This is a genomic window from Nocardia xishanensis NBRC 101358, from assembly GCF_001613365.1.
Taxonomy (GTDB): domain Bacteria; phylum Actinomycetota; class Actinomycetes; order Mycobacteriales; family Mycobacteriaceae; genus Nocardia; species Nocardia xishanensis.
The window spans coordinates 138,793-164,039 of sequence record NZ_BDCF01000016.1; the positions used below are offsets into that span (position 1 = coordinate 138,793).

Sequence of the window (25,247 nt, forward strand, 5' to 3'; positions counted from 1 at the left end):
CGATGCCGGAACGCGTCCGGGAGACGCAGGCGCAGCGCCGCGCGCGAATGCGCACGCGGCTCCTGGACGCGGCGATCGAGAGCCTGGTCGAGGTCGGCTACGCCGGGACGACGACGCTCGAGGTGCAGAATCGCGCAGGCGTTCCGCGCGGCACGTTGCAGCACCATTTCCCGACCAAACCGGATCTGCTCGCCGGGGCAGTAGAGCATCTGGCCGCGCGCCGATTGGAGCAGCTGACAACGGAATTCGCGGCGATCCCGGACGGCGCCGACCGGCTGGCGACCGCGGTCGACCTCACCATGCGCATGTTCAGCGGGTCGTCTTTCCTAGCCGCGCTGGAGATCTGGGTCGGCGCGCGCACCGATCACGAGCTGCGCGCCGCCTTCCTGCCGCTGGAGCAACGCCTCTTCGAGCTGATGCACACCAGCATTCGGGACATCTTCCGCGCCGAGTTCCCCGACGATCCCCGGGTGCCGACGATCGCCGAGTTCACCATCGAGATCATGACCGGGCTCGCCATGCGGGCGTTGCTGACCGGAAACGTGGAGCGGAACCGAATCCTCCAGCAGCGTTGGGGGAATGCGGTCCGGGTGCTGCTGGGCACGGCCGCGGCCGATACGTTGCTCGAGCCTCGGCCTTTGTGAGTCCGGCCCGGTCCAGCCTCCTACCGGCGGCTCGGATCCAGCTGGTCGAGCAGCAACCCGGCGCACCCCTCGGGGTCGTCCGGAAACGGCGAGTGCCCGCTGCCGTGCAGGGTGACGTGGCGGGCGTTGGGCAGTGCCGCGCGGGCCTTGCGGTGCTGGGTGGCGTAGGTGAGCAGCACGTCACGACTGCCCCAGGCGACGGTGACGGGAATGTCGGCGAGCGCGCCGATCTCGGACAGTCGCGCGTCGGCGAAGGAGGCCAGCGCTTCCTCGAATCCGGTCGCGTCGATCGCTCCCTCGGCGGTGCCGATCGCGAACTGCGCGTCCACCGCCCACGGTTTGCCGAAGATCAGGTACAGGAATGTGGTTCGGCCCGCCGCGGTGCCGAGGATCGTCGGCAACAGCGGACGCAAGTTGCGAGCCAGGGCGACCGACTTGCCGAGCGACTGCTGACACCACACCCGGCCTGCGGTGTCCCAGAACCCGATGGGCGAGTACGCGGTGACCGAGCGAGCCAGCCCGCGCGCGCCCAGTTTCAGAGCTATCAATCCGCCCATCGAATTGCCGCCGAGGTGCGGGCGTTCGATGCCTTCGGCAGCGAGCCAGTCGGCGAGCGCGTCGGTGAGTTCGTCGACGGACGTGTGCGGCAGCGGATCCGAGCCGCCGAAGCCGGGCAGATCGACGGCGATCACCTCGAAGGATGCGGCCAGTTCGTCGATGATCGGCTCCCAGATCTGCCAACGGCTACCGACTCCGTGCACCAGCACCAGCGGTTCGCCCGCGCCGACCCGATGATGGTTCCACGTCGTCATGCTCGTCCTCGGATCCGATCTGTTGGCGGTGCGCCAATAGTATCAGCGCATCTGCATTCCCGCTGGCAGACTGCTCGCTCGCGGGTACGATAAATGGTATGGCAACGCGTAAGGTCACTCTCTCGCTGGACGAGGCGGCCTGGTCGTTCGCGGAACAGGCGGCGGCACGGGCCGGTATGTCGCCGTCGGCGTGGATATCCAAGGCCGCGCGCCGGGAAGCGGTGCGCACGGGCGTCGGTCCGATGACCGATGTGGCGGCCGAGGCCGCGGCCGACGAGGCGGAGCTGGCCGCCGCCGAGGAGGCGATGCGTGCGCAGGGGTGAACTGTGGAGCTATCACCCGCACGGTTCGCCTCGGCGTCGCACCGTCGTGCTCATCAGCAGTGACGGCATCAACGAATCGCCGCGTCAGTGGCTGATCGCCGCCGAACTGCTCGACCAGGATCCGCAGGACATCCTCGCGGTCCAGGTGCCGGGGCGCGGCTGGGTGCACGCGGGCAATATCGGCCGCATCTATCGCGGCTGGCTCGCCGAACGCATCGATGACATGGAATCCGAGGTGCTGGAGCGGTTGGACACCGCGTTGCGCGCCGCGATGGACTTGTGACGCGGACGCCTCGCTGCGGGTACGGTCCCGGTCGTACGGGAACCGTTGGAAGCGAGGGGATTCGGATGAGAAGAACGATCGCGGTGCTGTGTATCGCCGTGCCGCTGCTCGGGGGGTGCGGAGACGATTCGAGCGCGGAGTCCGGCCCGTCGACCACTGTCGCGGCGTCGACCACGAAGACGACGACCGGCACCGTCGCACTGCCCGCAGGGGATTTGAGCCAGGCCGATATCGTCACTGTGCTGGCCGGCAAAGGACTTCCGCCGAATCAATCGGAGTGCGTCGCGCGAATCTATCTGGAGGAGAAGATCTCTCAGGATGGATTGCGCAGGATTCTCGGTGCGAATCTGTCGGGTCCGGTCGACCCTGTCTTGCTCGGGTTGAGCGCCGAAGACCAGACGCGGGTCGGCGCTGCCACCCGGCGGATGGTGCAGGAGTGCATCTTCTGACTCCGTCGGGTCGCCGCAGACTCCGATTCGCGGCGCGTGATGCGCCCGATCGACGCTCAGAGCGCGATCGTCAGATCGATCTCGGCATCCGAACCCGCGACGAGATTCTCGGCGACCCGGACCGGCTTCTTCACCGGCAGCACATAGGTGGCGCGCTTCTTGTCCGGAAACAGCGCGGTGGACCAGCTGCTCGCGCCGATCCTGACGTGCACGCGGACCGCTCCGAACCCGCCTGACCGGTGCCCGTAGCGCTCCTCGATGTCGTCGGCGATCTCCTCGGGCAGCGACACGAAATGCCACGCGCCTTCACCGGAGTGCTCCCACACCCGCGCCGTGAACGAATACCGCGAACCAGCCACGCGCCGACCTTAGTGCCGGGCACCGACAAGTCGCCCTCGCGGACCACTCGGGTCGCTCCCACCCGCGACGAGTACATCGATCTCGTTGCCCATGCGCCCTTTCCCGCAGGCGCCGATCACCCCGTCGTGTTCGACATCGGCACCGGCACTGGGGTGCTTGCTGCCGTTCTCGCCCGGCGCGGCGCGAGAGAAGTGCGAGCGACCGAGATGAACCCCCGCGCGGTGCGGTGCGCGCGGGAGAATATGCGGCGAGTAATCCGTTCTCGAGGCGACGAACCGGCGCCCGTGCCCGCTCGTCTCGCGATGCGATCGCGCAGATTCAAACCCTCGTTTCGGTTCCTGGCCGGTGTTGCACTGGGGATAGCCGGGTGCGCCAGCAGCCGCGCCCGGCTACCCGACACGGATTTCAGGACAGCACGGAGCGGCCATGACGACGGAGCGGATGGAGTTACTTCGGCGCGAAAGTCCCTCCGCTGGTGCGAGCACTGGAGGCCACCCGCGGACCGGTCGCGGCGGTGCGGTGATCACTCTGGTCGCCGCCGATCGCATCGCGTCCGCCGCCCAGGCGTCCTCGGTCGCCACCCGGCTCGCGGAAGAGTTCGCCGTGCGGGCGTCGCAGCGCGACCGTGACGGGGTGCTTCCGCACGCCGAGATCGCGCGGCTGTCCGCGAGCGGGTTGCTCGCCATCACGATCCCGGCCGAGTTCGGCGGCGCGGACCTGCCGCCGAGCGTGGTGGCCGACGTGGTGCGGACGCCGGCGGTCGCTGACGTCATCTGACAGGTAAACAGCGAAAGGAAGGACACAGCAGTGACAGTCACCGTCGTGGTCGGCAATCCGAAACCGGCGTCGCGCACGCGGGCCGCGGGCACCCTGGTGGCCCGCGGTCTGCGGCCCGACGTCGAACCCGCCGTGCTCGAGCTCGCCACCTATGGGCCCGCGCTGCTCAGCTGGGGTGACCCGGCGGTGGCGGAGGCCGTACGAACCGTGGCGGAGTCCGAGCTGGTGGTGTTCGCCAGCCCGACTTTCAAGGCGACCTACACCGGGCTGCTCAAGCTCTTTCTCGAACAATTCGACGGCGGAACGGGTTTGGCGGGAGTGCTGGCCGTCCCGGTGATGCTCGGCGCAGGACCGGCGCACGCGCTGGCCCCCGACCTGCTGCTCAAGCCCGTGCTGGCGGAACTCGGTGCGACCGCGGCGCTGCCCGGTCTGTACCTGGCCGATCGGACCTTTGCCGAGGACGGGGTGATCGGCGCGTACGCCGATCGGTGGCGGCACGTGGCGCAAGCGCTGGGTCGATCCGGCGTCGATTCCCCTGTGAACGCGAGCAAGGCGGTGGAGCATGCATGACCTCTTCGAAACACCCGCCGGCGGAACGGGATTGCGCCGTGCCTTCGCCAACTTCCCCAGCGGCGTCGTCGCGGTATGCGCCGAGGTGGACGGCGCGCCGCACGGGCTCGCGGTGAGCACCTTCGTGCCCGTCTCCCTCGACCCGCCGCTGGTCTCCTTCTGTGTGCAGAACAGCTCGTCGACCTGGCCGCGCTTGGCGAGTGCGACCCACCTCGGCCTGAGCCTGCTCGGCACCGGCCAAACCGATGCCGCCCGCGCGCTCGGCGCCCGCGACGGCGATCGCTTCCGCGCCAGCGAACTGCACCGGGGCACCGGCGGTGCCGTCTTCATCCACGGCGCGTCCGCCTGGATCGAGGGTGTCCCCGAGGCCGAGGTTCCCGCGGGCGATCACCTCGTCGTCATCCTCCGCATCCACCGCCTGGCCACCCGCCACGACATCGACCCACTCGTCTTCCACGGCAGCCGTTTCCGCCGCCTGCACGCGGAACCCAGTGAGATAGCCGACGTGGCGAGCTGACCGTCGCGGCGCCTAACCCCGTCAGTGTCTCTGTCTGCCCGAATCGGGCGTCAGGCGCCCCGCCTCTTCGAGAGCGCGGTGCGCGGCAGATTTCGCCGGGCATTGGCCGACCAGGCATTCGAGGTGAACCTGCATCGTCCGGTGCGCGGCGCGCAGGCTCGATGCGGGGTAAGCGGTGTTGTCGCAGCTGAGGTGGTCGATCAGCACCGCGTCGTCGAAACAGGACATCATGACCTCCATCGCGGTGGCCTTCCGCGTCAGCGTATTCGGGAGCATCCGACGCCGATGATGTGGTCGCTCGTCGGCCGGCGCGGGGGTCCGGGCCGATCGGCCCGGCATCGAGTGCTGTAAAGGACAGTACGAACGGAGTGGCACGCGCATCCACAAACTTGCGCGAACTTGCGCGCCTGTCTTCAAAGAGTGACGAAAATGCCCTGGCTGATGGACTATTGGGGGAAGTGCGCAAGCCGTCGCACACTGCTGGAAGGGACAGCACGATGCGATTGAGGTTCCTGGGCAAGTGCGGATCGAACCAGGGTGGATGCCCGACGTTGTACGCGACCGACCGCGACACCTATGTCGTGCAGGGTTGGCGGACCAACGACGAGGCGACGGTGGAGATCCCACACTCGCTACTCGGTTTCGCCGAGGCCGACACCTTTGTCGGCGCGACGATGGCGGACACCGGCCGCGGCACGTTCACCGTGTCGGGCGAGCCGCTCGTCGACCCAGAGGCGCTGGCGCACATGAGCTTGGCCATCGACGAGACCGCCATCGAGGTACCGAAGCGAGAGAGGACTTTCTACGGTGCTGTTGATCACGGCCGCTGAGTTCGCCGCCGCGCTGGGCGAATGCAAGCGTGAGGCCCTGCATCTCGAGGTCCAGGACACCTACGAGACTCCCGAGGAGTCGGAGCCTTTCGCTCGGTTCCTCGCGGGCGAGCCGGACGATTACGCGTGGATGGGCGATTGGGCGGCGCTGATCCGGGAGACCACCGGCCGCGGCGTCGCGGTGCGGCGGGCGCGCGTCGTTACCGTGCCGCACGTCGACTACCAGCGGTGGACCCTGGAAGTGTCGCGGGTCAATATCGCCGCGGGCGAGGAGGTCCGCTACCTACCGCGACATCTCGTCTCGCCCGATGACCTCACCGCCGATGACTGGTGGCTGCTCGACGACCGTGCCGCGTTCACCCTGTTCGAGCCGGACGGGCGATGGGCGGGTCTCGCCGTGACCGGCGATTGGCAGATCGTCGACCGGTGCCGCGCGGTGTGGAATATCGTGTGGCAGCGCGCCGTTCCGCACGCCGAGTACGCGGTGGCCGGTCAGCGGTGACGAGCTCCGTTCACGAGGCCCGGGAGGCTCTCGGACTGCGGCTCCGGGAGCTTCGCCGCGACGCGGACCTGACCGCGCGCCGCCTCGCCGAGCTCGGGGGCTGGCACGAGTCCAAGGTGTCGCGTATCGAGCACGGCAAGCAGTCGCCATCGGAGATCGATCTACGCGCATGGTGCGAGCACACCGGCAACGGCGACCATCTCGCCGACCTCGTCGCCACGCTGCGCAACATCGAGGCCGCCTACCTCGAATGGCGGCGCATCCTCGGTACCGGCATGCGCCGTCCTCAGAAGGCGCGTGTGCGCCTCGAGTCCGAGACGAACTCGATGCGATGGTACGAGCCTTACGTCTTCCCCGGGTTGTTGCAGACTCCGGCCTACGCCGAGGGCATCCTGCGCAAGGTGATCTCGTTCTACGACGTTCCCGACGACCTCGAGGAGGGCGTCGCTGCGCGCATCGAGCGGCAGCATGTGCTCTACCGCGGGCGGCGCCGCTTCAATTTCGTTGTGGCCGAACAGGTGCTGCACACCACTGTCGGCGACGACAAGGTGATGTACGGCCAGCTCGATCGCCTGCTCAACGTCATGACCTTGCCGAGCATCGCGTTCGGCATCATCCCCGCCGCCTCCTCGTACGCCGCGCCCGCGACGAACGGGTTCGCCATCTTCGACAACAGGCTCGTCCAGGTCGAGACGATCAGCGCCGAGCTGGCGGTCACCCAACCCCGCGAGATCACGTTGTACGAGAGGATGTTCACGGTGCTCGCCGGGCAGGCGGTCTACGGCGATGGCGCCCGCGCGCTGATCGGTCGGGCGCTGGAGGCGCGCAGCGGGTGATGATGTCTTCGGCGCCGACTCGGACGGAAGGTGCGGATCACCCCGCGGCGTGGGGATCGACAGCGGACTCCGGCTGAAAGCGACGAGCTCGGCGCGGGCCGCCCAGCTCGGTTCAGTAGGGGCCTGGGTGCACATCACCTGAGCCGCCGTGTTCGACGCGCCTACGGTCTGTAGCTCGACCGGAAGCGACCGCGCCCCGGCCGATTCGGCGGGGGCGCGTTTCGTGTGTCCAGGGTTTGTCAGAACGCGGCAGCGGTGCAGTTGACGACCGCGTACTTGCCGGTCGAGGTCTTCTCGTCGGCCACCTTGCCGTCCACGATGATTCGACACGTCACCGAGGACCCGTTCGTTTGGGCGCCCAATCCGATGAGCGCCACTGTGGACGAGTTCGTGAGCGACTTCGACCACGGCGCGGTGGCGCTGGTCTCCTGCTGCAATTCGCTGTTGCTGTCGTAGTAGGTCACCGAGCTCAGCTCGTCGTCCGACACGATCTCGTAGGTGATGTTCTTGCCCTTGCCGGTCGACTTGCCGGGAACGAGGGGCGGGATCGACGCGGGCGCAGGCGCTTCCGGCGCGGCCGACTGGATGGAACTCGCCGCGGCGTCGATGGACTTGCTCACTTCCTCGCCCGCCTTGCCGAGGACGGCGATGCACCCGCCGAACCCGCAGAGCAGGACGACGGCGACGGTCCCAAGCACGATCCATTTCGTGTTGCTCTTTTTGGGCGGCTGGGGAGGAAGGCCGGGCTGGTAACCGTAGGGCTGTTGCGGGTACTGCGGTGTGGTCAAGGTTTCCCCCTGCTGTCGAGGTTGGATGTCGCGATGTGATCGCCGTCTCGGTTTGAAGTGTTACCGAATGGGAAAGGTGCGCAATCGAGGCGAGCTCGGTCGAATCCTCTTCGGCGGCACCGGCGTTAACTGGCCACCACCGCTACACAGAAGCGCCCGGCCCCGTGTGGGGTCGGGCGCATTTCGTGTATCGACACGGCTACAGCTGCCTCGTCGGTCGGCTCCGTCCTGCCCGTCGTCGTCACGGTTCGGCTCGCTCGTTCCAGTTGTCGTGCGCGTTGCCGTTCACACGGGCGTAGTGATCCGGTCGGTGCTGGGATCGGCGGGATAGCCTCCGCAAAAGTGGTGTTGCGCCCCGAGCGGGGTGCAGCTGAGTCACGTCGACGCCCGGCACCTCGGCGGCGAGCGCTGCTGCGGGAGCGAGCATCTGACGCCAGGTCGACCCGTCGGTCCAGTGGAGGTGCCACGCGCGGCCGCGGATGTGGATGCTGTCGTGGTAGTCGAGATTGACTGGGGTGCAGGCGTGTTCGGTGAGCAGCTATGCCCATGCGCCGTGCCTGGCGGGTGCGGTTGATGCTCATGCTCGACCGCCCGTGGCCGCGGCAACGAAGGGTCGGGGGGTCGGCTACACGTTCGGCTACACCCGGGGATAAACAAAGGCCCTGACCGGGCAACATGCTGGTCAGGGCCTTCTTTACCTTCCGGAGCCGATGACGGGAATCGAACCCGCGCTGTCTGCTTGGGAAGCAGAAGTTCTACCATTGAACTACATCGGCCTGCGCGTAGACGCGTCCGCGACTCTATCAGACCGGGCCCTGGGCCGGTCAACTTCCCCACTGCCTCGTCGGCTCCGTCTGTGGGCGGCCAGGCGCCGCCCGGACGGGTCGGTCAGTGGGTGGCGGTCGGGGTGAGCCAGTTGCCGAAGGTGTCAGGGAGGGCGGCGGTCGGGTCGTCGGTCGCCCACGCGGTGTAGCCGTCGGGACGGATCAGGAGGGCGGCGGGACGGGGGATGTCGCCGACACCGGGTACCGGCCAGTGGTTGGCCTGGCTGCTGGCGAGGACTGTGTCGAAGTGGCCGTTGCTTTCGGGGGTCGGCGACGTGTCGTCGAGGCGGAGGAAGATGGGGCGAGCAGGGCGGAGCAGTTCGTGGATTCGGGTGGGTCCGTCGGCGGTAACGAGGTCTGCGTCCGGGATGCGGCGTCCAGCGAGCGGGTGGTCGGAGGCGGTGTCGTAGTCGATGTCGAGGGCGGTGATCATGAGGCCGATGCGATGGCGGACGTCGTCCAGGGTGATCAGGTCGCCCATGATGTCGCGCAGGGCGTCGGTGTGCGGCCCGGGGCGGGAGAGTGCGGTCTGCGCGCGGGTGTTGTGCAGGACACGGGCGGCGACCGGGCGGCGTTCGGACTCGTAAGTGTCGAGCAGATCGTCGTCGGCGCCGTCGCGCAGCGCGGCCGCGAGTTTCCAGCCCAGGTTCACGGCGTCCTGCACGCCCAGGTTGAGACCCTGTCCGCCCGCGGGGTAGTGGATGTGGGCGGCGTCGCCGGCGAGGAACACGCGTCCGGCGCGGTACCGGTCGGCGTGCCGCGCCGCGTCGCCGTAGTGCGACACCCAGCGAGGGCTGTGCATGCCGAGGTCGGTGCCCGCGATCTCGGTGAAGTTGGCGCGGAAGTCGTCGAAGCTGACCGTCGCGCCGCGCTCGAGGACCAGGTCGTGCCGCTGGACGACGAGCCGGTACCAGCCGGGTTGTAGCTGCACCGCGGAGAAGTCGCCCACCCCACGGCGATGACCGAAGAATTGTTCGGCGGGCGGGTCGGCCAGCTCCACATCGGCCAGCATGCCGGTCATCGTCGCGTCGGTGCCGGCGAAATCGATCCCGGCGAGCTTGCGGACCGCGCTGCGCCCGCCGTCGCAGCCGACCAGATACGCGGCACGCATGCGACGGATTCCGTTCGAGCCGCCGATCTCGATCTCGACGCCGTACGCGTCCTGCCGATAGCCGGCGACTGGTGCGTCCCATTGCACCGTGACGCCGAGTTCGGCTGCGCGGCTTTCGAGTTCGCGTTCGATGAGCGACTGCGGGATGACGAGTGTGAACGGGTAGCGCGTCGCGTAATCGCTGAAATTCACCGGAATCCCGGCGAAGTGCCCGACCTGTCGCGGGTCGCCCTGCGCGAGCATCCCGTCGAGCAGGCCACGCTGGTCGAGGACCTCCATGGTCCTGGCGTGGATGCCGCCCGCCCTTGATTCGCCGGTCCGCGCCGGCAGCGCGTCGAGCACGGCGACCGCGAGGCCGAGGGCGCGCAGTTCGCACGCCAGCATCAGGCCGGTCGGCCCGGCACCCGCGATCACCACATCGGTCGTGTCCATAACGTCTCCTTAACAACGTTAAATCCTTAACTGCGTTAAGGAGAGCAGGAACGTTGTTAAGCTGTCAAGGTGTCGAACAAATCCGGTCAGACCAAGCTGGACGCCCAAGTCATCGCGGGGGCCGCGCTCGCACTGCTGGACGAGGTCGGGCTCGACGGCCTGACCATGCGCAAAGTGGCCGCGGCGCTGAACGTGCAAGCCCCCGCGTTGTACTGGCACATCGCGAACAAGCGCGAGTTACTCGACGCCATGGCGCGGGCTGTCTTCGTCTCCGCGGTCGACGGCGTCGAGGCGCCGCGACGCGACGAGGACTGGCGAGACTGGCTCATCGCGCTGGCGAGCAGGTTGCGGCGGGCGATGCTCGGTTATCGGGACGGGGCGAAAGTGGTGGCGGGCACCTACGTCAGCGACGAAGCGATGTTTCGCACAGTCGAATTGACGCTGCGCACGCTGGAGGACGCGGGTTTCTCGAAAACCCGAGCGGCCCGGGTCTTCCCGATCCTGCTGCACTACACCGTCGGCTTCGTCATCGAGGAGCAGGCGCGCTTCGGCGGCGAGTACGGCGACCACAACCCGTACCTCCCCGAACGCCTCGCAACCCTCGTCGACGCCGAGCGCTACCCCCTGACCGCCCAACTGGTGACCGACGTCTTCTCCGGCGACACCGACGCCGAGTTCACCGACGGGTTGCACGTCATCCTCGCGGGCATCGATGCCGCCGGACGGAATGAATCCGCACCCGCCGACTGACCACGCCCCAGCATGACCGCGGAACGCACGCGTCGCGCGACCGCCGATGGGCTTGACGCAGACAACCCACACGCCTCGCAGCGGTTCAACGCCAGGTCGGGTAGTGGAAGACGGCCAGGCACAGCAGTATCCACAGCGCTCCGATGGACCAGCCCGCGAGCACGTCGGTGGGCCAGTGCACGCCCAGATAGACGCGGGATGCGCCGACCGCGGCGACGAACAGGACGGCGATCAGCGCCGCGGCCGCTCTGGCGATCGCCCGCCGGAGCATGGGGATGAGCACGATGGCCACGATCCCGACGACCACGAAGGTGCCGGTGCTGTGCCCGGACGGATACGACAGGCTGTTCTCCACCGCGAGTCGATCGGCCACCGGCGGGCGTTCCCGGCCGACCAGTCGTTTCGCGATCGCGATGATGAGACCGGCGCCGAGGGCGGTCACGGCGACGAGCGCGGCGCGCCTCCGGTCGCGCACGCTCAGCAGCGCCACGCAGACGAGCGTGGTGAGGATCGTCATGCACAGGGTGTCCCCGCAGTTGCTGACCATGTGCGCGGCGGGTGTGAGCACTCCGTTGCGGTTCTCGACCGCCCACCCGGAGACCTCGGGGTCCATCGTGGCCAACCCGGTGCTGTCGAGAACATTGCGGGTCAGCACGGTGATGAACGCCGCGAGGAGTACGCCGAGCGCGGCGAGCGTCGGGACCGTTGGCACCGTCCTGCGGGGTTTCGAGGTCACTGGTCCCAGGTTGCCCGCTGCCGCTGAGAATTAACTGAAGACCGGCGAAGAGCGCGTCGCCGATGCGGCCCTTCCCCGTGCGGCCGAACGACCCGATTCGCCGGACGCTACGCTCGTGCCGTGCTGCTTTCCGATCGTGACCTCCGCGCGGAGATCGCCGCTGGGCGTCTCGGGGTCGAGCCGTTGCTGGAGAGCCTGATCCAGCCGTCGAGTATCGACGTTCGCCTGGACCGGATGTTCCGCGTCTTCGACAACACCCGCTACACCCACATCGATCCCGCGCAACGCCAGGACGAGCTGACCAGCCTGGTCGAGCCCGCGCCGGGCGAGCCGTTCGTGCTGCATCCCGGCGAGTTCGTGCTCGGCTCGACGCTGGAGGTGTGCACGCTGCCCGACGATCTGGCCGGGCGGTTGGAAGGCAAGTCGAGTCTCGGCCGTTTGGGCCTGCTCACGCATTCGACCGCGGGCTTCATCGACCCCGGCTTCAGTGGTCACATCACGCTGGAGCTGTCGAACGTCGCGAACCTGCCGATCACCTTGTGGCCGGGGATGAAGATCGGCCAGCTGTGCCTGCTCCGGTTGACCAGCCCCGCCGAGCATCCATATGGCAGCGCCGTCGCGGGTTCCAAATATCAAGGCCAGCGCGGACCTACGCCTTCACGCTCCTACCTGAACTTCCCGCTGTCCGCCGATGTGGTCGACGCCGCCGAATCGCGATAGCCGATTCGTCTGGGGCGCAAGAGGACCCACGACCGAATCCGCCCCGCCGACTGCCAGGAAATAGGGGCGGATTCGGCCGCACCGTCGGCGACGGGGACCGACGACGCATTCAGTCCCCGCCGCCCGCTCCCACCGCAAGCGCCGTCGTCACCACGGCGGATAGCGGAGGGAGCGTGTCGCCGCGGCTCGGCGGAGTGACCCAGAAGCACCCTTCCCGGGTCCATCGGCCGAGCCCCGTCGGCAACATCACTGCACTGCCTATGGCAGGTATCCCGATATCGAGACGATTCAGCACCTCCAGTACCTGTGCGCCGGGACGGCTGTCCGGCTCGGCCAGGAAGCTCCAGCGGATCTGCCTGGCCAGCATGGGACCCCTCGTTCCCTGCTGTTCCAGTGCCGCCCTGACCTTTTCGGCCCGAGCCGTCGGAAGGTGAACGACACAGACCCGGCCGCTGATGGGCAGCATCACGAAACCGCCACGCTCGGTGACGGGTAGCCCGAACTCGTGCCGGTAGAAGGACACCCAATCCTCGACTGTCCTGAGTTTCTCCACGTTCACGGCCAACTCCTTGCCTCCTGCTACCAGATTCGGGCCAACGACCGCGACGCGGCATCGCCCCCATGCCCGCCTTTCACTGCCAATCCGCTGCCTTTGGCCGGTAGCAGCCGCTCGCGCGGATGCCGAGGCGCGAAAAGCCCATAGCAACAGGGAATTATCTGTGGCCGTAGCCACAAAGCCCTCGTACCCTGGATGAAGGTTCGTGCGGAAGGGATGACATCGTGGTCCGGCACTGGTCAGGGAAAGAGACCCGCGCCCTTCGCGATGCCAAGCGGATGAGCATCCGGGAATTCGCGGCGCATCTCGGCGTTCACGAACGCCTGGTGTCCAAATGGGAGGCCGGGGGCAACCGAGTTCATCCGCGCCCCATCAATCAGGCCGCACTCGACACATCGCTTGCCAGGTCCGACGACGTTGTGCGGGCACGGTTTGCGGCGCTGATCGGTGAAACGCCGATCGATGGACCTGCCGCCGGTTTCGATGTGCGTTCCGCTGCGGGGACGCGTGCCAGTTATTCGAGCGACGCGGACCTTCTTGCTCTCATAGACGCCGGTGCGATGAGAGGTGATGCGTTAGCAGAAATTTCGGAGAGGGATCTGATCATGGCGGCTGCCCACGAGGCCAGCGAACACGCAGGCCGGGCCGAGAGCACCAATGTGGGTGCGACCACGTTGGAACAGCTCGACGCCGATGTCACGCGCATCGCGAACGATTACGTGCACATCCCGCCGGTTCCGATGATGGTGGAGATGCTTCGGGTTCGGCGCCGGGTGTATCGCCTGCTGGAGGGGCATCAGCGGCCTGCCGACACCAGTCACCTCTATCTGCTCGCCGGCACGCTGTCCGGCCTGCTCGCGAACGCGAGCACCGACCTCGGCTACCTCGACGCGGCGGGTGAACAGGTCAGAGCGGCCTGGGCCTACGCCGAGCTATGTGGCCACAACGGATTGCGCGCATGGACCCGCGGCATGCACGCGTTGATCGAATACTGGTCGGAGCGCCCGCGCCGCGCGGTGCTACTGGCACAGAGCGGGCAGGAGTTCGCCGATTCGGCGACCGCGAAGGTGCGGCTGCTCAATATCGAGGCCAGGATCTGGTCCAAGATCGGCAGCGCCACCGACACCGATCGCTGCATCCGCGCCGCCGACGACGCGCGCGAGGTGGCCGCGACCGACAACCTGCACGACGAGGTCGGCGGCGTCTTCGGTTTCCCCGACGCCAAGGCGCAGTACTACGCGGGCGCCACATACATCCATCTCGGTCAGGCCGAGCCGGCGCTGACGGCCACCGAACGCGCCATCCATCTCTACGCCAACGGCCCCTCCGAGAAGCGCTCCTACGGCGCCGAGGCGCTGGCGCGTGTCGACTGCGCGGCCGCGCATCTGATCAACGGCAGCCTGGACGGTGCGGCCGAGGCCCTGAACCCGGTGCTCGGCTTGGCCGAGGACAAGCGCATCGCCCAGCTCGAGGAGCGGCTCGCGGGTGTGCGCCGGCGGATCGCCAAGCCCGCGTTCCGCGACGCCGTCGAGGCCCGTTTCCTGGACGAACGCATCGAGGAGTTCTGCGCCGCGACCGCCGCCAAGGGCATCCCGCCTGGGAATTCGACACCCTGACGCGATCGATCGACCCCCTGAGGGGGGATGGCACCATGGGACGGGTGAGCCCGAGCCATCTCCACCACCGTCCGCCGCGCGTTCTGGAGCAATCCACGAAACTGCAGAACGTCGTCTACGAGATTCGTGGACCGGTACACGCGCACGCGGCACGGCTGGAGGCGGAGGGCCACCGCATCCTCAAGCTGAACATCGGCAACCCGGCGCCGTTCGGTTTCGAGGCGCCCGACGTGATCATGCGCGACATCATCGCGGCGCTGCCCTATGCCCAGGGTTACTCAGAGTCCAAGGGCATCTTGTCGGCGCGGCGCGCGATCGTGACCCGCTACGAGCTGGTGCCCGGATTCCCCGAACTGGACGTGGACTACGTCTACCTGGGCAACGGCGTCTCCGAGCTGATCACCATCACCATGCAGGCGCTGCTCGACAACGGCGACGAGGTGCTGATCCCGGCGCCGGACTATCCGCTGTGGACGGCGATGACCAGCCTGGCAGGCGGCACACCGGTGCACTACCTGTGTGACGAGTCCAACGGCTGGCAGCCCGACGTCGCTGACATCGAGGCCAAGATCACCAGCAAGACCAAGGCGCTGCTGGTGATCAATCCGAACAATCCGACCGGCGCGGTCTACTCGGCCGAGGTGCTCCAGCAGCTGGTCGACCTGGCTCGCAAGCACCAACTGCTGCTGCTCGCCGACGAGATCTACGACAAGATCCTCTACGACGATGCCAAGCACATCTCGCTGGCCACCCTCGCGCCCGACCTGCTGTGCCTGACCTTCAACGGTCTGTCCAAGGCTTACCGGGTCGCCGGATACCGCTCGGGCTGGCTGGCCATCACCGGCCCGAAGGATCACGCCGCCGGCTTCCTCGAGGGCATCGATCTGCTCGCCTCCTCCCGGCTGTGCCCGAATGTGCCCGCGCAGCACGCGATTCAGGTCGCGCTCGGCGGGCACCAGAGCATCGAGGATCTGATCCTGCCCGGCGGGCGGCTGCTCGAACAGCGCGATGTGGCCTGGGAGCGGCTGAACATGATCCCCGGTGTGTCCTGCGTCAAGCCGAAGGGCGCGCTGTACGCGTTCCCGCGGCTGGACCCGAATGTGTACGAGATCTACGACGATTCGAAACTCGTCCTGGATCTGCTGTTGCAGGAGAAGATCCTGATGGTGCAGGGGACCGGTTTCAACTGGCCCGATCACGACCATCTGCGGATCGTCACGCTGCCGTGGGCCAGGGACCTCGCGGTCGCGATCGAGCGCTTCGGCAATTTCTTGGCGAGCTACCGACAGTGACGTGCGTCGCGGGCATCTGAGCCGTAATCGCCCTGCTTCTGGGCCTGAAACATACCGAATGTACGGATAGGGGCGAGTTTTGAAGACCCGCTAGCGCAAAAGTGCAACTTTTGTGTACAGTGGCTCTTGGCACCTCGAGTGCCCGGTCGGGTTGCCTACCCCCCCTGGGCAACCTGGCCTCGGGTTCGGCCGCCTACCCCCCTGGGCCGCCGGCCTGCGGGCGGCGGAGACATCCCCCTGCTCTCCGCCGCCCCCTCCGAACCGCCTCTCCGCGACTCAGGCCAGACTCAGGTGCTTGGAGATTTGCGTGGGCGGCTGGCGGTCGGTGTGTTGGGTCGAGTCAGCCCGTACCCGGTGAGTTACCCGGGTTCTTGCGAGATCAGTTGTTACGTTCTCGATGTTCAGTTGTGTGCCGGTGGTGGTTGGCGTACTGATCTTGAAAACGACATCCTTTAAGCTCGGCACCGCGCAGCTGTCTCGGGTCAGCCGCTCCTGTCGTCAGGCACGGGCGCCCGGGGCCACGACGGACAAGTAGGAGCCCGGTGACCGACCACCATCATCACCACCACCACGACCACTCCGGCCCGATCGCGATCGGCGCCACCGCGGCGCGCGTCGTGGTCGGGCTGCTCACCGTCATCGGGGTGCTCACCGTCGTCGCCGCCATCGCGCTGTGGCCGAGCAGCCAGCACGTGGAGATCCCGCTGCCGATGCAGAACGCGGGCGGCGGCGCGGTGGAGACCGAGGCGGGCACGGTCGTCGCGCAAGACGTCGGGCCGTGCGGCAGTCCCTCCATCGGCAAGGTGTTCGCCGACAAGCCGGAGCCGCCGCGCACCAACGCATACACCTGTCAGCGCAGCCTGATCACCATCGAATCCGGTCCGCACCAGGGCAACAAGACACTGCTCGAAATCGCGCCTGGCCCAGGACAACCTGATCTGCGCGCCGGCGACGAGATCCGGCTGGTGCGCCAGACCGACCCGAACGGCACGCCGCTGTACTCCTTCGAGGACTACGCGCGCGGGATGCCGCTGACCCTGATCGTGATCGCCTTCGTCGTGGTGATCATCGCGGTGGCGCGCTGGCGCGGCCTACGCGCGCTGCTCGGACTCGGGTTCGCGTTCGCGGTGCTGGTGGCGTTCCTGTTGCCCGCGCTGCTGGACGGCAAGCCGGCGATCCCGGTCGCGCTGGTGTCAGGATCGCTGATCCTCTACGCCGTGCTGTATCTGGCGCACGGCGTGAACCTCCGCACCAGCTCGGCGCTGCTCGGCACGCTGACATCGATGCTGCTCGCCGCGGTGCTCTCCTGGCTGGCGATCGAGATGACCCAGCTCACCGGCCTTTCCGAGGAGCAGAACACCAACGTCGCCACCTACCTCGAGCACGTCAGCATCACCGGTCTGCTGCTCGCCGGCTTCATCATCGGTTCGCTCGGTGTGCTCAACGACGTCACGATCACCCAGGCCTCGACCGCCTTCGAGCTGGCCGCGCTGGACGAATCCGCCTCGCGCCGACAGGTTTTCGCCGCGACCATGCGAGTCGGCCGGGACCACATCGCCAGCACCGTCTACACGCTGGTGCTCGCCTACGCGGGTGGCGCGCTGCCGTTGCTGCTGCTGTTCAGCGTGGCGGGGCGTTCGATTCGCGACGTGCTCGCCGGTGACGCGGTCGCCATCGAGATCGCGCGGTCGGCGGTCGGTGGTATCGCGCTCGCCCTCTCGGTGCCGTTGACCACGGGCATCGCGGTGCTGCTCGCCAGGCCGTTCGGCGGCAAGAACACCCCGGCGCCCGCGCCTCGGCATGGGCGGCACTCGCGCGGTTGACGGGCGATGCCGCTCGTCGGGGGCGCGGTGGTGATATCCGCGCCCGGTGAGGATGGCGTGCGTGCGGCCGGGTCTGGTCTCGGCGGGTCGGCATGTACGGCCTGACTTCGGCGGAACCGGCGGTGTCGCCGCAGGCCCTCTCGGTGCCGTTGGTCACCGGCTCGCGCTCCTGCTCGCCCGCCGTTCGGTGGCGCGGGAATGCCTGCGCCGCGGGAATGCCTGCGCCGCGCGGAACGCCTGAACCGCGGCGCGGACGGTACGCGCGCGGTTCAGGGTCGTTCAGCGTGGCGGCGGCGGCGGGAAGGGGAAGACCTCGGGCGGGATCGTCGGCACCACGATCGGCGGGAGACCGGGGACAACAGTAAAGGTGTTCGGGCCTTGGGTGGGCGACGGCGGCTCGGTGGTCGTCTGCCTGCGCGGCGGCGGCGCGGCGACCGACTGCTCGGTCTCCGTCGTGGTGGCAGGCGCCACCGCGATCTGCGGATCGAGAGTGGTGGTGCGCGGCAAGCCGGTCTGCGAGACCGACGGCGAGCCCTCGCTGCTGTGCGAATCCCGTTCCAGCACTTGCGGTCCGTAGCCGAGGCCGAGGCCGATCGCGGCGACCACGGTCAGTGCGCTGACGGTCAGCACTGCGCCGTTCAATTCGCGCTTCTCGCGGCGGCGCGGATTGGCGGCCAGCCAGTCAGGCGCGAGACCGTCGATATCGTCGAATTCGTCCGGCTGCGCATCGACCTTCGGTCGCTTCGGGCGGCGCTTGGGCGGCGCGGAGAGCCAAGCGGGCGAGAGATCCTCGTCGCCATAGCCGCCCGTAGGTGCCTGGTTCGGAACCGGACCGGGATGAGCGACCGGGGCCGGGCGGACCGGCCTTGCGAGCAGCGCTGCGCCGCGCGCGATCACCGTCTCGGGGCTTTCCGGCACGATCACCGGCACGCCCATCCAGCGCTCGAGCACCTTGCCGATCAGCGGAATCCGCGCGCAGCCGCCGATCGCGAGCACGCCGTGCACCGGGCGGTCCGAGCGCACGATCACATCGCGGGCCATCCGCGCCGACGACTCGATGGCCAGCATGATCAGCGATTCGAAGTTCTCCTGCGCCAACAGCACCAGGCCCTGCTCGCTCGGCAGCGCGACCGCGGTATTGCTGGACAGCTGTTCCTTGGCCTCGCGGCACAGCGCGTCCAGCGCGGCAAGGCCCGCCGGGTCCTGCGGGTGCGCGATACGGCCCGAGGCGATCTGCTGTTCGCGGATGAGCGAATCCAGGTAGTCGCCGCTGATGTCGCTGGTGCGCTCGCTGTGCCTGACCTCCCTGGTCTGGGTGTCGACCACGCTGACCGAGAGCCCGGTGCTGCCGAGGTCGTAGACGACAAGCGAGGAGATGCCGCGGATATCGCCGGTGGCCTGGGCGAATTCGAGCGCGGCGAAGATCTCGGGCACCAGCTCGTAGTTGGTGACCTGCTGGCGCGCCATCGCGGCGCGCACCCCTCTGGCCTGCTGTTCGCTGCGATACGCGATCGCGGTGGCGCCGATCTGATGGGTCGCGAGGGTGACGCCGACCGCCTCGGCGGTCAGTTCCTCCGCGCGGTGCTCGGTGACCGGGATGGTCTGCAGCTCGAAGGCATCGGGTGTGACATGACCGGGGGGATTTCCGGTGTGTGGTCGCGCCATACGGACAGCGCCGGCCCCCACCGAAACCCCCAGTACCGAACTCATCAGTTGCCCATCTCGTTTCACGCTTCACGACAAAGCGAGATCGCGTCGCCAATGACGCGACCCGCTCCCGGGACCCTACCGGCGGCGCTCAGTCGCACACGAGGCAGGCAGGACCGGGTGGTCGAGCGCGGCCTCGTCAGGCAACTCTACGGTGTGCCGAGTCCGGCGTACACCCATCCCGCCGCTCTCCAGGTGGCACGATTGAGACAGTTGCGGCCGTCGATGATCGACCTGCCGCGCACCACTCGATCGAGGTCTTCGGGACGCAGCGCGGTGAACTCGTCCCATTCCGTCAGGACGAGCACCATGTCGGCGCGGTCGCACGCCTCGGCCACCGAGGTCGCGTAGTTGAGGGTGGGGAAGACCCGGCGCGAATTCTCCAGCGCCTTCGGGTCGTATACCGTCACCACGGCGCCGTGCAACTGAATCATGCCCGCGACGTTCAAGGCGGGGGAATCGCGCACGTCGTCGGACTCGGGTTTGAAGGCCGCGCCGAGCACCGCGACATTGGCCCCGAGCAGCGAGCCGCCGCACGCCTTGGCCGCCATGTCGACCACCTTGGTGCGACGCCGCATGTTGATGTTGTCGACCTCGCGCAGGAACGCGACGGCATGGTCGGCGCCCAGCTCACCGGAGCGCGCCATGAAGGCGCGGATGTCCTTGGGCAGACATCCACCGCCGAAACCCAAGCCCGCGTTGAGGAATCGGCGGCCGATGCGCGCGTCGTAGCCGAGCGCGTCGGCGAGCACGGTGACGTCGGCGCCGGTCGCCTCGCACACCTCCGAGACCGCGTTGATGAACGAGATCTTGGTCGCGAGAAAGGCATTCGCGGATACCTTCACCAATTCCGCTGTAGCCAAATCGGTCAGCAGGAAGGGGACTTCCGCCGCGATGAGATCGGCGTAGATCTCGCGCACCGAATTCTCGACCCAGTCGGCGTTTTCGCGAGAGCGATCCACGCCGAGCACCAAGCGGTCGGGGCGCAGCGTGTCCTGCACAGCGAAACCCTCCCGTAGGAACTCCGGATTCCACGCCACCTCGACCTCGGCGCCCGCCAGCTTCCGCGCCCGCTCGCCCAGCGCCGTGGCCGTGCCAACGGGAACCGTCGACTTGCCGACGAGCACCGAAGGGCGCTCGAGCATCGGCGCGAGCGTATCCACCACCGCGTGAACATATTTCAGGTCCGCGGCGTACTCGCCTTTCTTCTGTGGCGTGCCGACGCCGAGGAAATGCACATCGGCGTGGGCGGCGGCCTCCGGATAGGAGGTGGTGAAGCGCAGCCTGCCCGCGTCCAGATTCCGGCGAAGCACCTCGTCGAGGCCGGGCTCGTAGAACGGCACCACGCCGTCGGACAGCTTCGCCACCTTGCCCGGATCGACGTCCACCCCGATCACGTCGTGGCCGAGCTCGGCCATGCACGCGGCGTGCGTGGCCCCCAGGTACCCGGTTCCGAAGACTGTGCATCGCATGATCGATTGGTAAGCCCCGACGATGGCCGCGCCGCGTCAGTGAGGCAAGGGTCACGGCAACAGCAGGTGTACAGGTGGAAACAGCCCCCGGTCGGCGGCGGTGACCTGCGGTGATGTGGTGCCCGCATACCATCGGAAGTCGTGCGACGACGTTCGGTGACCCGTGCCGTGATCGGCTTTGCCGCGGTGCTCGTCCTCGTGGTGGTCGCGCTCTGGCCGGTCTACGTCCGGCCCCGCACCGACCCGCCCGCGACGGCCGACGCGATCCTGGTTCTCGGCGGCGCGCGCGACGGTCGCGAGCAGCTCGGCCTGCGCCTGGCCGCGGCGGGCTACGCGCCGCGGGTGCTCCTCTCCGACCCGTACGAGTACAGCGCGACCATGAACCGCATCTGTCACGGCGGTTACCGCTTCGAAGTCATCTGCTTCGACCCGTCGCCGCGCACCACCCGAGGCGAGGGGCGCGAACTGGCCCGCAGGGCGCGCGCCGAAGGGTGGCGCCGCGTCATCGTCGTCACCTTCACCCCGCACGTCTCCCGCGCCCGCTACATCCTCGGAAAGTGCTGGGACGGAGAACTTTTGTTCGCCGACCCCGAACCAGACCTCTCCATCGCCCGCTGGGCGTACGACTACGTCTACCAATCGGCGGGGTATGCGAAGGCCGTCTTCGAAGACTGCTGAACGTCGAGCTGCCACGGACATTCCACACGGTCATGACCCTTGTGAAGGGTGTTCGAGGGTCCGCGGAACCTTCACGTGCGGGCAACTGTGGGCGGGTTGCTTCAGTTTGATTTCGGGAGGTGGGTGGGCTTACATTGGGGGCGTGTTGGCCTGTGGCCAATAGTGGTGCACCGTGGCATACCCCCGCCGGGAGGACAGATGGATTACGACTGGTCAGCGGCCGATCTGGCCTTTCGGAACGAGGTGCGGGGGTTCCTGGACGCGAAGCTGACGCCGGAGTTGCGGCGGGCGGGGCGGCTGGCGACGAGCGTGTATCCGGACCACGAGGCCAGCATGGAGTGGCAGCGGATTCTGCACGAGCGCGGCTGGGCCGCGCCGCACTGGCCGGTGGAGCACGGCGGGTGCGGCTGGAGCCTGACCCAGCACTACATCTTCAGCAGGGAATCGACGCTCGCGGGCGCGCCGACGCTTTCGCCGATGGGAATCAGGATGGTCGCGCCTGCGATCATCGCGTTCGGCACGCCGGAGCAGAAGGCCTTCTATCTGCCGCGCATCCTGACAGGTGAGATCTTTTTCTGCCAGGGCTATTCGGAACCGGAAGCGGGCTCGGACCTGGCCTCGCTCAGCATGTCGGCCGTCGACGACGGTGACGAGTTCGTCTGCACCGGAAGCAAGATCTGGACCACCCACGCCACCGAGGCGAACTGGATCTTCTGCCTCGTGCGCACCTCACGCACAGGCAAGAAGCAGCAGGGCATCACCTTCCTGCTCATCGACATGGCCACCCCGGGCATCGAGATTCGTCCGCTGGTGATGACCTCCGGCGAGCAGGTACAGAACCAGGTGTTCTTCGACAACGTGCGGGTGCCGAAGAGCAATGCGCTCGGCCGCATCGATGACGGCTGGACGGTCGCGAAGTACCTGCTCGTGCACGAACGCGGCGGCGCGGCGGCGCCGATGTTGCAGGTCATGGGCCAAGAGCTGGCCGAAGCCGCGGCGCGGCAGCCGGGCCCGGACGGCAAACCGCTGATCGACGACCCGAGCTTCGCTATGCGATTGGCCGACGCGCGAATTCGCACCGAGGTGCTGGAAGTGCTCGAGTACCGGACGATTTCGGCGATGGCCCAGGGCAAGGACCCGGGTCCGGCGTCCTCGATGCTGAAGATCCTGGCGACCGAACTCAGCCAGCAGCTCACCGAACTAGCGCTGGACGCGGCGGGTCCGATCGGGCGCGTCTACCAGCCGCACGCCACAGCGCCGGGCGGGCCGATAGCCGAATTCTCCGCGCCAGCAGACGATTACCGCAGCGGCGCGGACTGGCAGGCCGTCGCGCCACTGCGTTACTTCAACGACCGCGCCGGATCGATCTACGCGGGCAGCAACGAAATTCAGCGAAACATCCTCGCCAAGGCAGCATTGGGGCTCTGATGGACTTCACACTCACCGAGGAGCAGCAGCTGCTGCGCGACGCGGTCGCCGGATTCCTCGGCGCCCGCTACGAGCTGGAGAAGAGCAGGGCCGCCGCCAAATCGGCGCAGGGCTGGCAGCCCGCCGTCTGGCGCGGATTCGCCGACGAACTAGGCATTCTCGGCGCGACGCTGCCCGAGCGGGTCGACGGGATGGGCGGTGGCGTCATCGAATTGATGGTCATCGCCGAGGAATTGGGGCGGGCGCTGGTGGTCGAGCCGTTCGTCGACACCGTCGTCGTCGGTGCCGGTCTGCTGGAACGGTCGGGTGGTTCGCGCGCCGACGAGGTGCTGCGCGGCATAGTCGCGGGCGACGTCCGCACCGCGTTCGCGTCGCTGGAACCGACGTCCGGACCGACGCTGCACGACGTGAGCACCGTGGCACGGCGCGACGGCGATTCATGGGTGATCGACGGCGCGAAGTGCGTGGTGACCAGTGCGCCGCTCGCGACCCACCTGCTCATCACCGCCCGCACCTCGGACGAGCGGCGCGATCGGGACGGAATCTCTCTGTTCCTCACCGAATTCGACGCGGCGAACCCGCCCGCCGGGGTCGAGGTGCACGCCTACCGCACCATCGACGACCGCGTCGGAGCCGACCTCGTCCTCACCGAATTCCGGCTCCCCGCCGACGCGTTGCTCGGGGCTGAGGGCGCGGCCTGGGACGTCATCGAACCCACCGTGGACGCGGCGATCGCCGCGATCTGCGCCGAAGCGGTCGGTTGTCTGCGAAAAGTGCTCGCCGACACCGTCGAATACGCCAAGCAACGCCAGCAATTCGGCGTGCCCATCGGCAGTTTCCAGGCGCTGCAACACCGCATGGTCGACATGTATATGGAACTCGAGCAGGCCATCGCGGCATCTCACCTCGCCGCCCACGCCCTCTCCGCCGCCCCGGCCGACCGCGCCCGCGCCCTCTCCGCCGCCAAGGTCACCGTCGGCCGCGCCGCCCGCTTCATCGGCCAGAACGCCGTCCAACTCCACGGCGCCATGGGCATGACCGAAGAACTCGCCATCGGCCACTACTTCAAACGCCTCACCGCCCTGGAGCGCGAATTCGGCACCACCGACTACCACCGCGCCCGGTACGCGCAGTTGACCAGGCCGTAGTCGCGGTTCGGATCATGCGCCGAGCATCAGTTCGACGGCTTCGTGCATCTTGTAGCGGGTAGCGAGGAGGTCGAGCAGTTGCTCGGCGGTTTGCGCTGGGTCCCGGTGACGCGAAGAAATCTGCCGAACGGCAGCGAGAGCGCGGACTGGATCCACGGCGCAAGTGTTTGCGGCAAACTCGGCGGCGCCGACGACATGCAAGCCCCTCGGCATCGAATGCGACGGGAAATGGCGCAAGTTCTCTGTGACCAGTGCTCCCGCATTGCTGACTACCGCCGCCGCGACGACGTGTTCGTCATCCGGATCGGGCAGACCGAACGAACCTTCGAGCGGTTCCCACCCGTGCACCAACGCGTCGTCGAAGGCGCGCGTCATCACCGCGATGAGACCGGACGCTCGCCGCTGCGCGGTTTGCGGATCCATGCCGCGGCGGACGAGCTTGCGCTCCTCATGGAGCTCCAGTTCGGTGAGGATGGCATCGTTCCAGAGCGGCCGGTAGAAATTCTCCACGGCCAGCGAAAGGAGGAAGTCGCGCTGCAGGCTCGGCCAGAGGACGCAGGTGTCCAGCACCGCGCCGAACATCAGCCGCGCCGTCTTCGCGCGACCTCCTCGCGAATCTCGCGTAGCTGCGCGCGCACGGCATCCGGATCGTCATCGTCGTCGAGTTCGACCGAGCTGGCGGCGAGCGCTTCGTACTGCCGCCTTCGGCGCTCGTCCCGGTAGGCGAGGACATCGGTCAGCAGGACGCGGCGGCGGGACCCGGTTCGCTCCGCCGGGATCTCGTTCGCATCGATCAGACGCACCACGGTGGGCCGACTGACGCCGAGCAGGTCGGCGGCCTGTTGAGTGGTCAGCGTCATGCTCTGCGGCGCGACGGTCACGGCCTTGCCCTCGCGAAGCGCTGCGACGACCTGGACCAAGACGCGGTGCACCGATTCGGGAACCTCGACCTGGTCGTGCTCATCCGCGCCGACCAGTAGATAGCGGGGGCGGATGCGGTCACCGCGACGCGATTCGTGGGCAGCGAGGAAGCTCACGACAGGGGCGAGTTCCTCGCTCGGCTCGGGCAGGTAGGTGTGCTGCAGCAGGGCTTCGGACGTCATCTGTTTGGCCTCCTTCCGAAGGAAGCGTAACCGGTTTCGAATTTTTCGCCTAGCACCTGCTCGAAAACAGCTCGGCCCGGGTTCTGATCGAACCCGGGCCGAGCTTTGTGTTCAGTTGGGGGCCGCGTCAGTTCTTGCGGCCGGGGGCCTTCGCGCCTGT

The 25,247-nt window shown here is 67.9% G+C and carries 29 protein-coding genes, 1 tRNA gene and 1 pseudogene; 19 read left to right on the top strand and 12 right to left on the bottom strand.

Translation table 11 applies throughout. The annotated features are described in order from the left end of the window. Positions 1-2: 2 nt before the first annotated feature. Entirely contained in the window at positions 3-644 is a 642-nt protein-coding gene (locus tag NX1_RS15510; RefSeq protein ID WP_068059007.1) for a TetR/AcrR family transcriptional regulator, read from the top strand. A 20-nt stretch (positions 645-664) separates the two neighbouring features. On the opposite strand, the gene NX1_RS15515 is transcribed toward NX1_RS15510, so the two are convergent. Continuing rightward, positions 665-1,456 carry an alpha/beta fold hydrolase gene (locus NX1_RS15515; RefSeq protein ID WP_068059009.1) on the bottom strand — a complete coding sequence of 264 codons (792 nt, stop codon included), beginning with the start codon at positions 1,454-1,456 and terminating at the stop codon, positions 665-667. Positions 1,457-1,554: 98 nt separating this feature from the next. On the opposite strand from NX1_RS15515, the gene NX1_RS15520 reads away from it, so the two are divergent. The 3 genes from NX1_RS15520 (at position 1,555) to NX1_RS15530 (ending at position 2,511) form a co-directional block, all read left to right on the top strand. Further along, positions 1,555-1,779, top strand: a complete 225-nt coding sequence (locus NX1_RS15520) for a hypothetical protein (protein ID WP_068059011.1) — start codon at positions 1,555-1,557, stop codon at positions 1,777-1,779. Then, positions 1,766-2,062 carry a hypothetical protein gene (locus tag NX1_RS15525; RefSeq protein ID WP_068059013.1) on the top strand — a complete coding sequence of 99 codons (297 nt, stop codon included), beginning with the start codon at positions 1,766-1,768 and terminating at the stop codon, positions 2,060-2,062. Before NX1_RS15520 ends, NX1_RS15525 begins: the two co-directional genes overlap by 14 nt. A 65-nt stretch (positions 2,063-2,127) precedes the next feature. Beyond that, positions 2,128-2,511, top strand: a complete 384-nt coding sequence (locus NX1_RS15530) for a hypothetical protein (RefSeq protein ID WP_157119765.1) — start codon at positions 2,128-2,130, stop codon at positions 2,509-2,511. A 56-nt stretch (positions 2,512-2,567) separates the two neighbouring features. Here the strand turns inward: NX1_RS15530 and NX1_RS15535 are convergent, their stop codons facing one another. Continuing rightward, positions 2,568-2,870 carry a DUF1905 domain-containing protein gene (locus NX1_RS15535; RefSeq protein ID WP_068059017.1) on the bottom strand — a complete coding sequence of 101 codons (303 nt, stop codon included), beginning with the start codon at positions 2,868-2,870 and terminating at the stop codon, positions 2,568-2,570. Positions 2,871-2,924: 54 nt separating this feature from the next. Between NX1_RS15535 and NX1_RS35420 the strand changes: the two are divergent. From NX1_RS35420 to NX1_RS15550, 4 genes and pseudogenes are all read left to right on the top strand, one after another. Beyond that, positions 2,925-3,125 (top strand): annotated as a pseudogene (locus NX1_RS35420) (50S ribosomal protein L11 methyltransferase); the annotation flags it as partial. Positions 3,126-3,390: 265 nt separating this feature from the next. After that, positions 3,391-3,648, top strand: a complete 258-nt coding sequence (locus NX1_RS15540; RefSeq protein ID WP_068059019.1) for an acyl-CoA dehydrogenase family protein — start codon at positions 3,391-3,393, stop codon at positions 3,646-3,648. Positions 3,649-3,678: 30 nt separating this feature from the next. Continuing rightward, a complete protein-coding gene (locus NX1_RS15545) occupies positions 3,679-4,218 on the top strand; it encodes an NADPH-dependent FMN reductase (RefSeq protein ID WP_068059020.1) in 540 nt (179 codons plus the stop codon). Next, positions 4,211-4,735, top strand: a complete 525-nt coding sequence (locus NX1_RS15550; protein ID WP_068059022.1) for a flavin reductase family protein — start codon at positions 4,211-4,213, stop codon at positions 4,733-4,735. The genes NX1_RS15545 and NX1_RS15550 overlap by 8 nt, the downstream gene beginning before the upstream one ends. A gap of 21 nt (positions 4,736-4,756) precedes the next feature. Here NX1_RS15550 and NX1_RS15555 read toward each other — a convergent pair whose 3' ends face one another. Further along, on the bottom strand, positions 4,757-5,011 hold the full coding sequence (locus NX1_RS15555) for a hypothetical protein (protein ID WP_068059024.1): 255 nt from the start codon (positions 5,009-5,011) through the stop codon (positions 4,757-4,759). 92 nt (positions 5,012-5,103) lie between these two features. On the opposite strand from NX1_RS15555, the gene NX1_RS15560 reads away from it, so the two are divergent. From NX1_RS15560 to NX1_RS15570, 3 genes are read left to right on the top strand one after another with little or no spacing between them, the layout of a single operon-like run. Continuing rightward, positions 5,104-5,565 (top strand): hypothetical protein, encoded by a 462-nt coding sequence (locus NX1_RS15560; RefSeq protein WP_245668518.1) that lies wholly within the window; start codon positions 5,104-5,106, stop codon positions 5,563-5,565. Next, the gene (locus tag NX1_RS15565; protein ID WP_068059026.1) at positions 5,543-6,067 is read left to right on the top strand and encodes a DUF6879 family protein; all 525 of its coding nucleotides are present in this window, start codon (positions 5,543-5,545) and stop codon (positions 6,065-6,067) included. Before NX1_RS15560 ends, NX1_RS15565 begins: the two co-directional genes overlap by 23 nt. Beyond that, positions 6,064-6,903 carry a helix-turn-helix domain-containing protein gene (locus NX1_RS15570; RefSeq protein ID WP_068059029.1) on the top strand — a complete coding sequence of 280 codons (840 nt, stop codon included), beginning with the start codon at positions 6,064-6,066 and terminating at the stop codon, positions 6,901-6,903. The genes NX1_RS15565 and NX1_RS15570 overlap by 4 nt, the downstream gene beginning before the upstream one ends. Positions 6,904-7,142: 239 nt before the next feature. On the opposite strand, the gene NX1_RS15575 is transcribed toward NX1_RS15570, so the two are convergent. From NX1_RS15575 to NX1_RS15585, 3 genes are all read right to left on the bottom strand, one after another. After that, complete coding sequence (locus NX1_RS15575; RefSeq protein WP_068059031.1) at positions 7,143-7,691, bottom strand: MmpS family transport accessory protein; 549 nt, start codon at positions 7,689-7,691, stop codon at positions 7,143-7,145. A gap of 705 nt (positions 7,692-8,396) precedes the next feature. After that, positions 8,397-8,467 (bottom strand) — tRNA-Gly (locus NX1_RS15580). Positions 8,468-8,579: 112 nt separating this feature from the next. Then, positions 8,580-10,058, bottom strand: coding sequence for an FAD-dependent monooxygenase (locus NX1_RS15585; RefSeq protein WP_068059032.1), 1,479 nt, complete (start codon positions 10,056-10,058; stop codon positions 8,580-8,582). A 69-nt stretch (positions 10,059-10,127) separates the two neighbouring features. On the opposite strand from NX1_RS15585, the gene NX1_RS15590 reads away from it, so the two are divergent. Further along, the gene (locus NX1_RS15590; RefSeq protein ID WP_245668519.1) at positions 10,128-10,808 is read left to right on the top strand and encodes a TetR/AcrR family transcriptional regulator C-terminal domain-containing protein; all 681 of its coding nucleotides are present in this window, start codon (positions 10,128-10,130) and stop codon (positions 10,806-10,808) included. Between the two features lie 85 nt (positions 10,809-10,893). On the opposite strand, the gene NX1_RS15595 is transcribed toward NX1_RS15590, so the two are convergent. After that, positions 10,894-11,544 (bottom strand): phosphatase PAP2 family protein, encoded by a 651-nt coding sequence (locus NX1_RS15595; RefSeq protein ID WP_157119766.1) that lies wholly within the window; start codon positions 11,542-11,544, stop codon positions 10,894-10,896. A gap of 120 nt (positions 11,545-11,664) precedes the next feature. Here NX1_RS15595 and dcd point away from each other — a divergent pair, with 120 nt between their 5' ends. Further along, positions 11,665-12,264, top strand: coding sequence for a dCTP deaminase (gene dcd / locus NX1_RS15600; RefSeq protein WP_068059034.1), 600 nt, complete (start codon positions 11,665-11,667; stop codon positions 12,262-12,264). A gap of 109 nt (positions 12,265-12,373) precedes the next feature. Here the strand turns inward: dcd and NX1_RS15605 are convergent, their stop codons facing one another. Further along, entirely contained in the window at positions 12,374-12,823 is a 450-nt protein-coding gene (locus NX1_RS15605; RefSeq protein ID WP_068059098.1) for a hypothetical protein, read from the bottom strand. A gap of 275 nt (positions 12,824-13,098) precedes the next feature. Between NX1_RS15605 and NX1_RS15610 the strand changes: the two genes are divergently transcribed. The 3 genes from NX1_RS15610 to NX1_RS15620 all read left to right on the top strand — a co-directional run bounded on the left by NX1_RS15610 (position 13,099) and on the right by NX1_RS15620 (position 17,551). Further along, positions 13,099-14,436 carry a helix-turn-helix domain-containing protein gene (locus tag NX1_RS15610; protein ID WP_084501457.1) on the top strand — a complete coding sequence of 446 codons (1,338 nt, stop codon included), beginning with the start codon at positions 13,099-13,101 and terminating at the stop codon, positions 14,434-14,436. 35 nt (positions 14,437-14,471) lie between these two features. After that, positions 14,472-15,728 (top strand): pyridoxal phosphate-dependent aminotransferase, encoded by a 1,257-nt coding sequence (locus NX1_RS15615; protein ID WP_068059039.1) that lies wholly within the window; start codon positions 14,472-14,474, stop codon positions 15,726-15,728. Between the two features lie 542 nt (positions 15,729-16,270). Further along, complete coding sequence (locus NX1_RS15620; protein ID WP_068059041.1) at positions 16,271-17,551, top strand: YibE/F family protein; 1,281 nt, start codon at positions 16,271-16,273, stop codon at positions 17,549-17,551. A gap of 279 nt (positions 17,552-17,830) precedes the next feature. On the opposite strand, the gene NX1_RS15625 is transcribed toward NX1_RS15620, so the two are convergent. Further along, positions 17,831-19,261, bottom strand: coding sequence for a DUF7159 family protein (locus NX1_RS15625; RefSeq protein WP_068059043.1), 1,431 nt, complete (start codon positions 19,259-19,261; stop codon positions 17,831-17,833). A 146-nt stretch (positions 19,262-19,407) separates the two neighbouring features. Next, the gene (locus NX1_RS15630; RefSeq protein ID WP_068059045.1) at positions 19,408-20,730 is read right to left on the bottom strand and encodes a UDP-glucose dehydrogenase family protein; all 1,323 of its coding nucleotides are present in this window, start codon (positions 20,728-20,730) and stop codon (positions 19,408-19,410) included. A 141-nt stretch (positions 20,731-20,871) separates the two neighbouring features. Between NX1_RS15630 and NX1_RS15635 the strand changes: the two genes are divergently transcribed. The 3 genes from NX1_RS15635 (at position 20,872) to NX1_RS15645 (ending at position 23,984) form a co-directional block, all read left to right on the top strand. After that, entirely contained in the window at positions 20,872-21,408 is a 537-nt protein-coding gene (locus NX1_RS15635; RefSeq protein WP_068059047.1) for a YdcF family protein, read from the top strand. A gap of 198 nt (positions 21,409-21,606) precedes the next feature. After that, positions 21,607-22,836 (top strand): acyl-CoA dehydrogenase family protein, encoded by a 1,230-nt coding sequence (locus tag NX1_RS15640; RefSeq protein WP_068059049.1) that lies wholly within the window; start codon positions 21,607-21,609, stop codon positions 22,834-22,836. Beyond that, complete coding sequence (locus NX1_RS15645; protein ID WP_068059051.1) at positions 22,836-23,984, top strand: acyl-CoA dehydrogenase family protein; 1,149 nt, start codon at positions 22,836-22,838, stop codon at positions 23,982-23,984. Before NX1_RS15640 ends, NX1_RS15645 begins: the two co-directional genes overlap by 1 nt. 12 nt (positions 23,985-23,996) lie before the next feature. Here NX1_RS15645 and NX1_RS15650 read toward each other — a convergent pair whose 3' ends face one another. Together NX1_RS15650 and NX1_RS15655 are read right to left on the bottom strand one after the other, a co-directional pair. Beyond that, positions 23,997-24,566 (bottom strand): PIN domain-containing protein, encoded by a 570-nt coding sequence (locus NX1_RS15650; RefSeq protein ID WP_068059053.1) that lies wholly within the window; start codon positions 24,564-24,566, stop codon positions 23,997-23,999. Continuing rightward, positions 24,566-25,087 (bottom strand): helix-turn-helix domain-containing protein, encoded by a 522-nt coding sequence (locus tag NX1_RS15655; RefSeq protein ID WP_068059055.1) that lies wholly within the window; start codon positions 25,085-25,087, stop codon positions 24,566-24,568. The genes NX1_RS15650 and NX1_RS15655 overlap by 1 nt, the downstream gene beginning before the upstream one ends. Positions 25,088-25,247 lie beyond the last annotated feature (160 nt).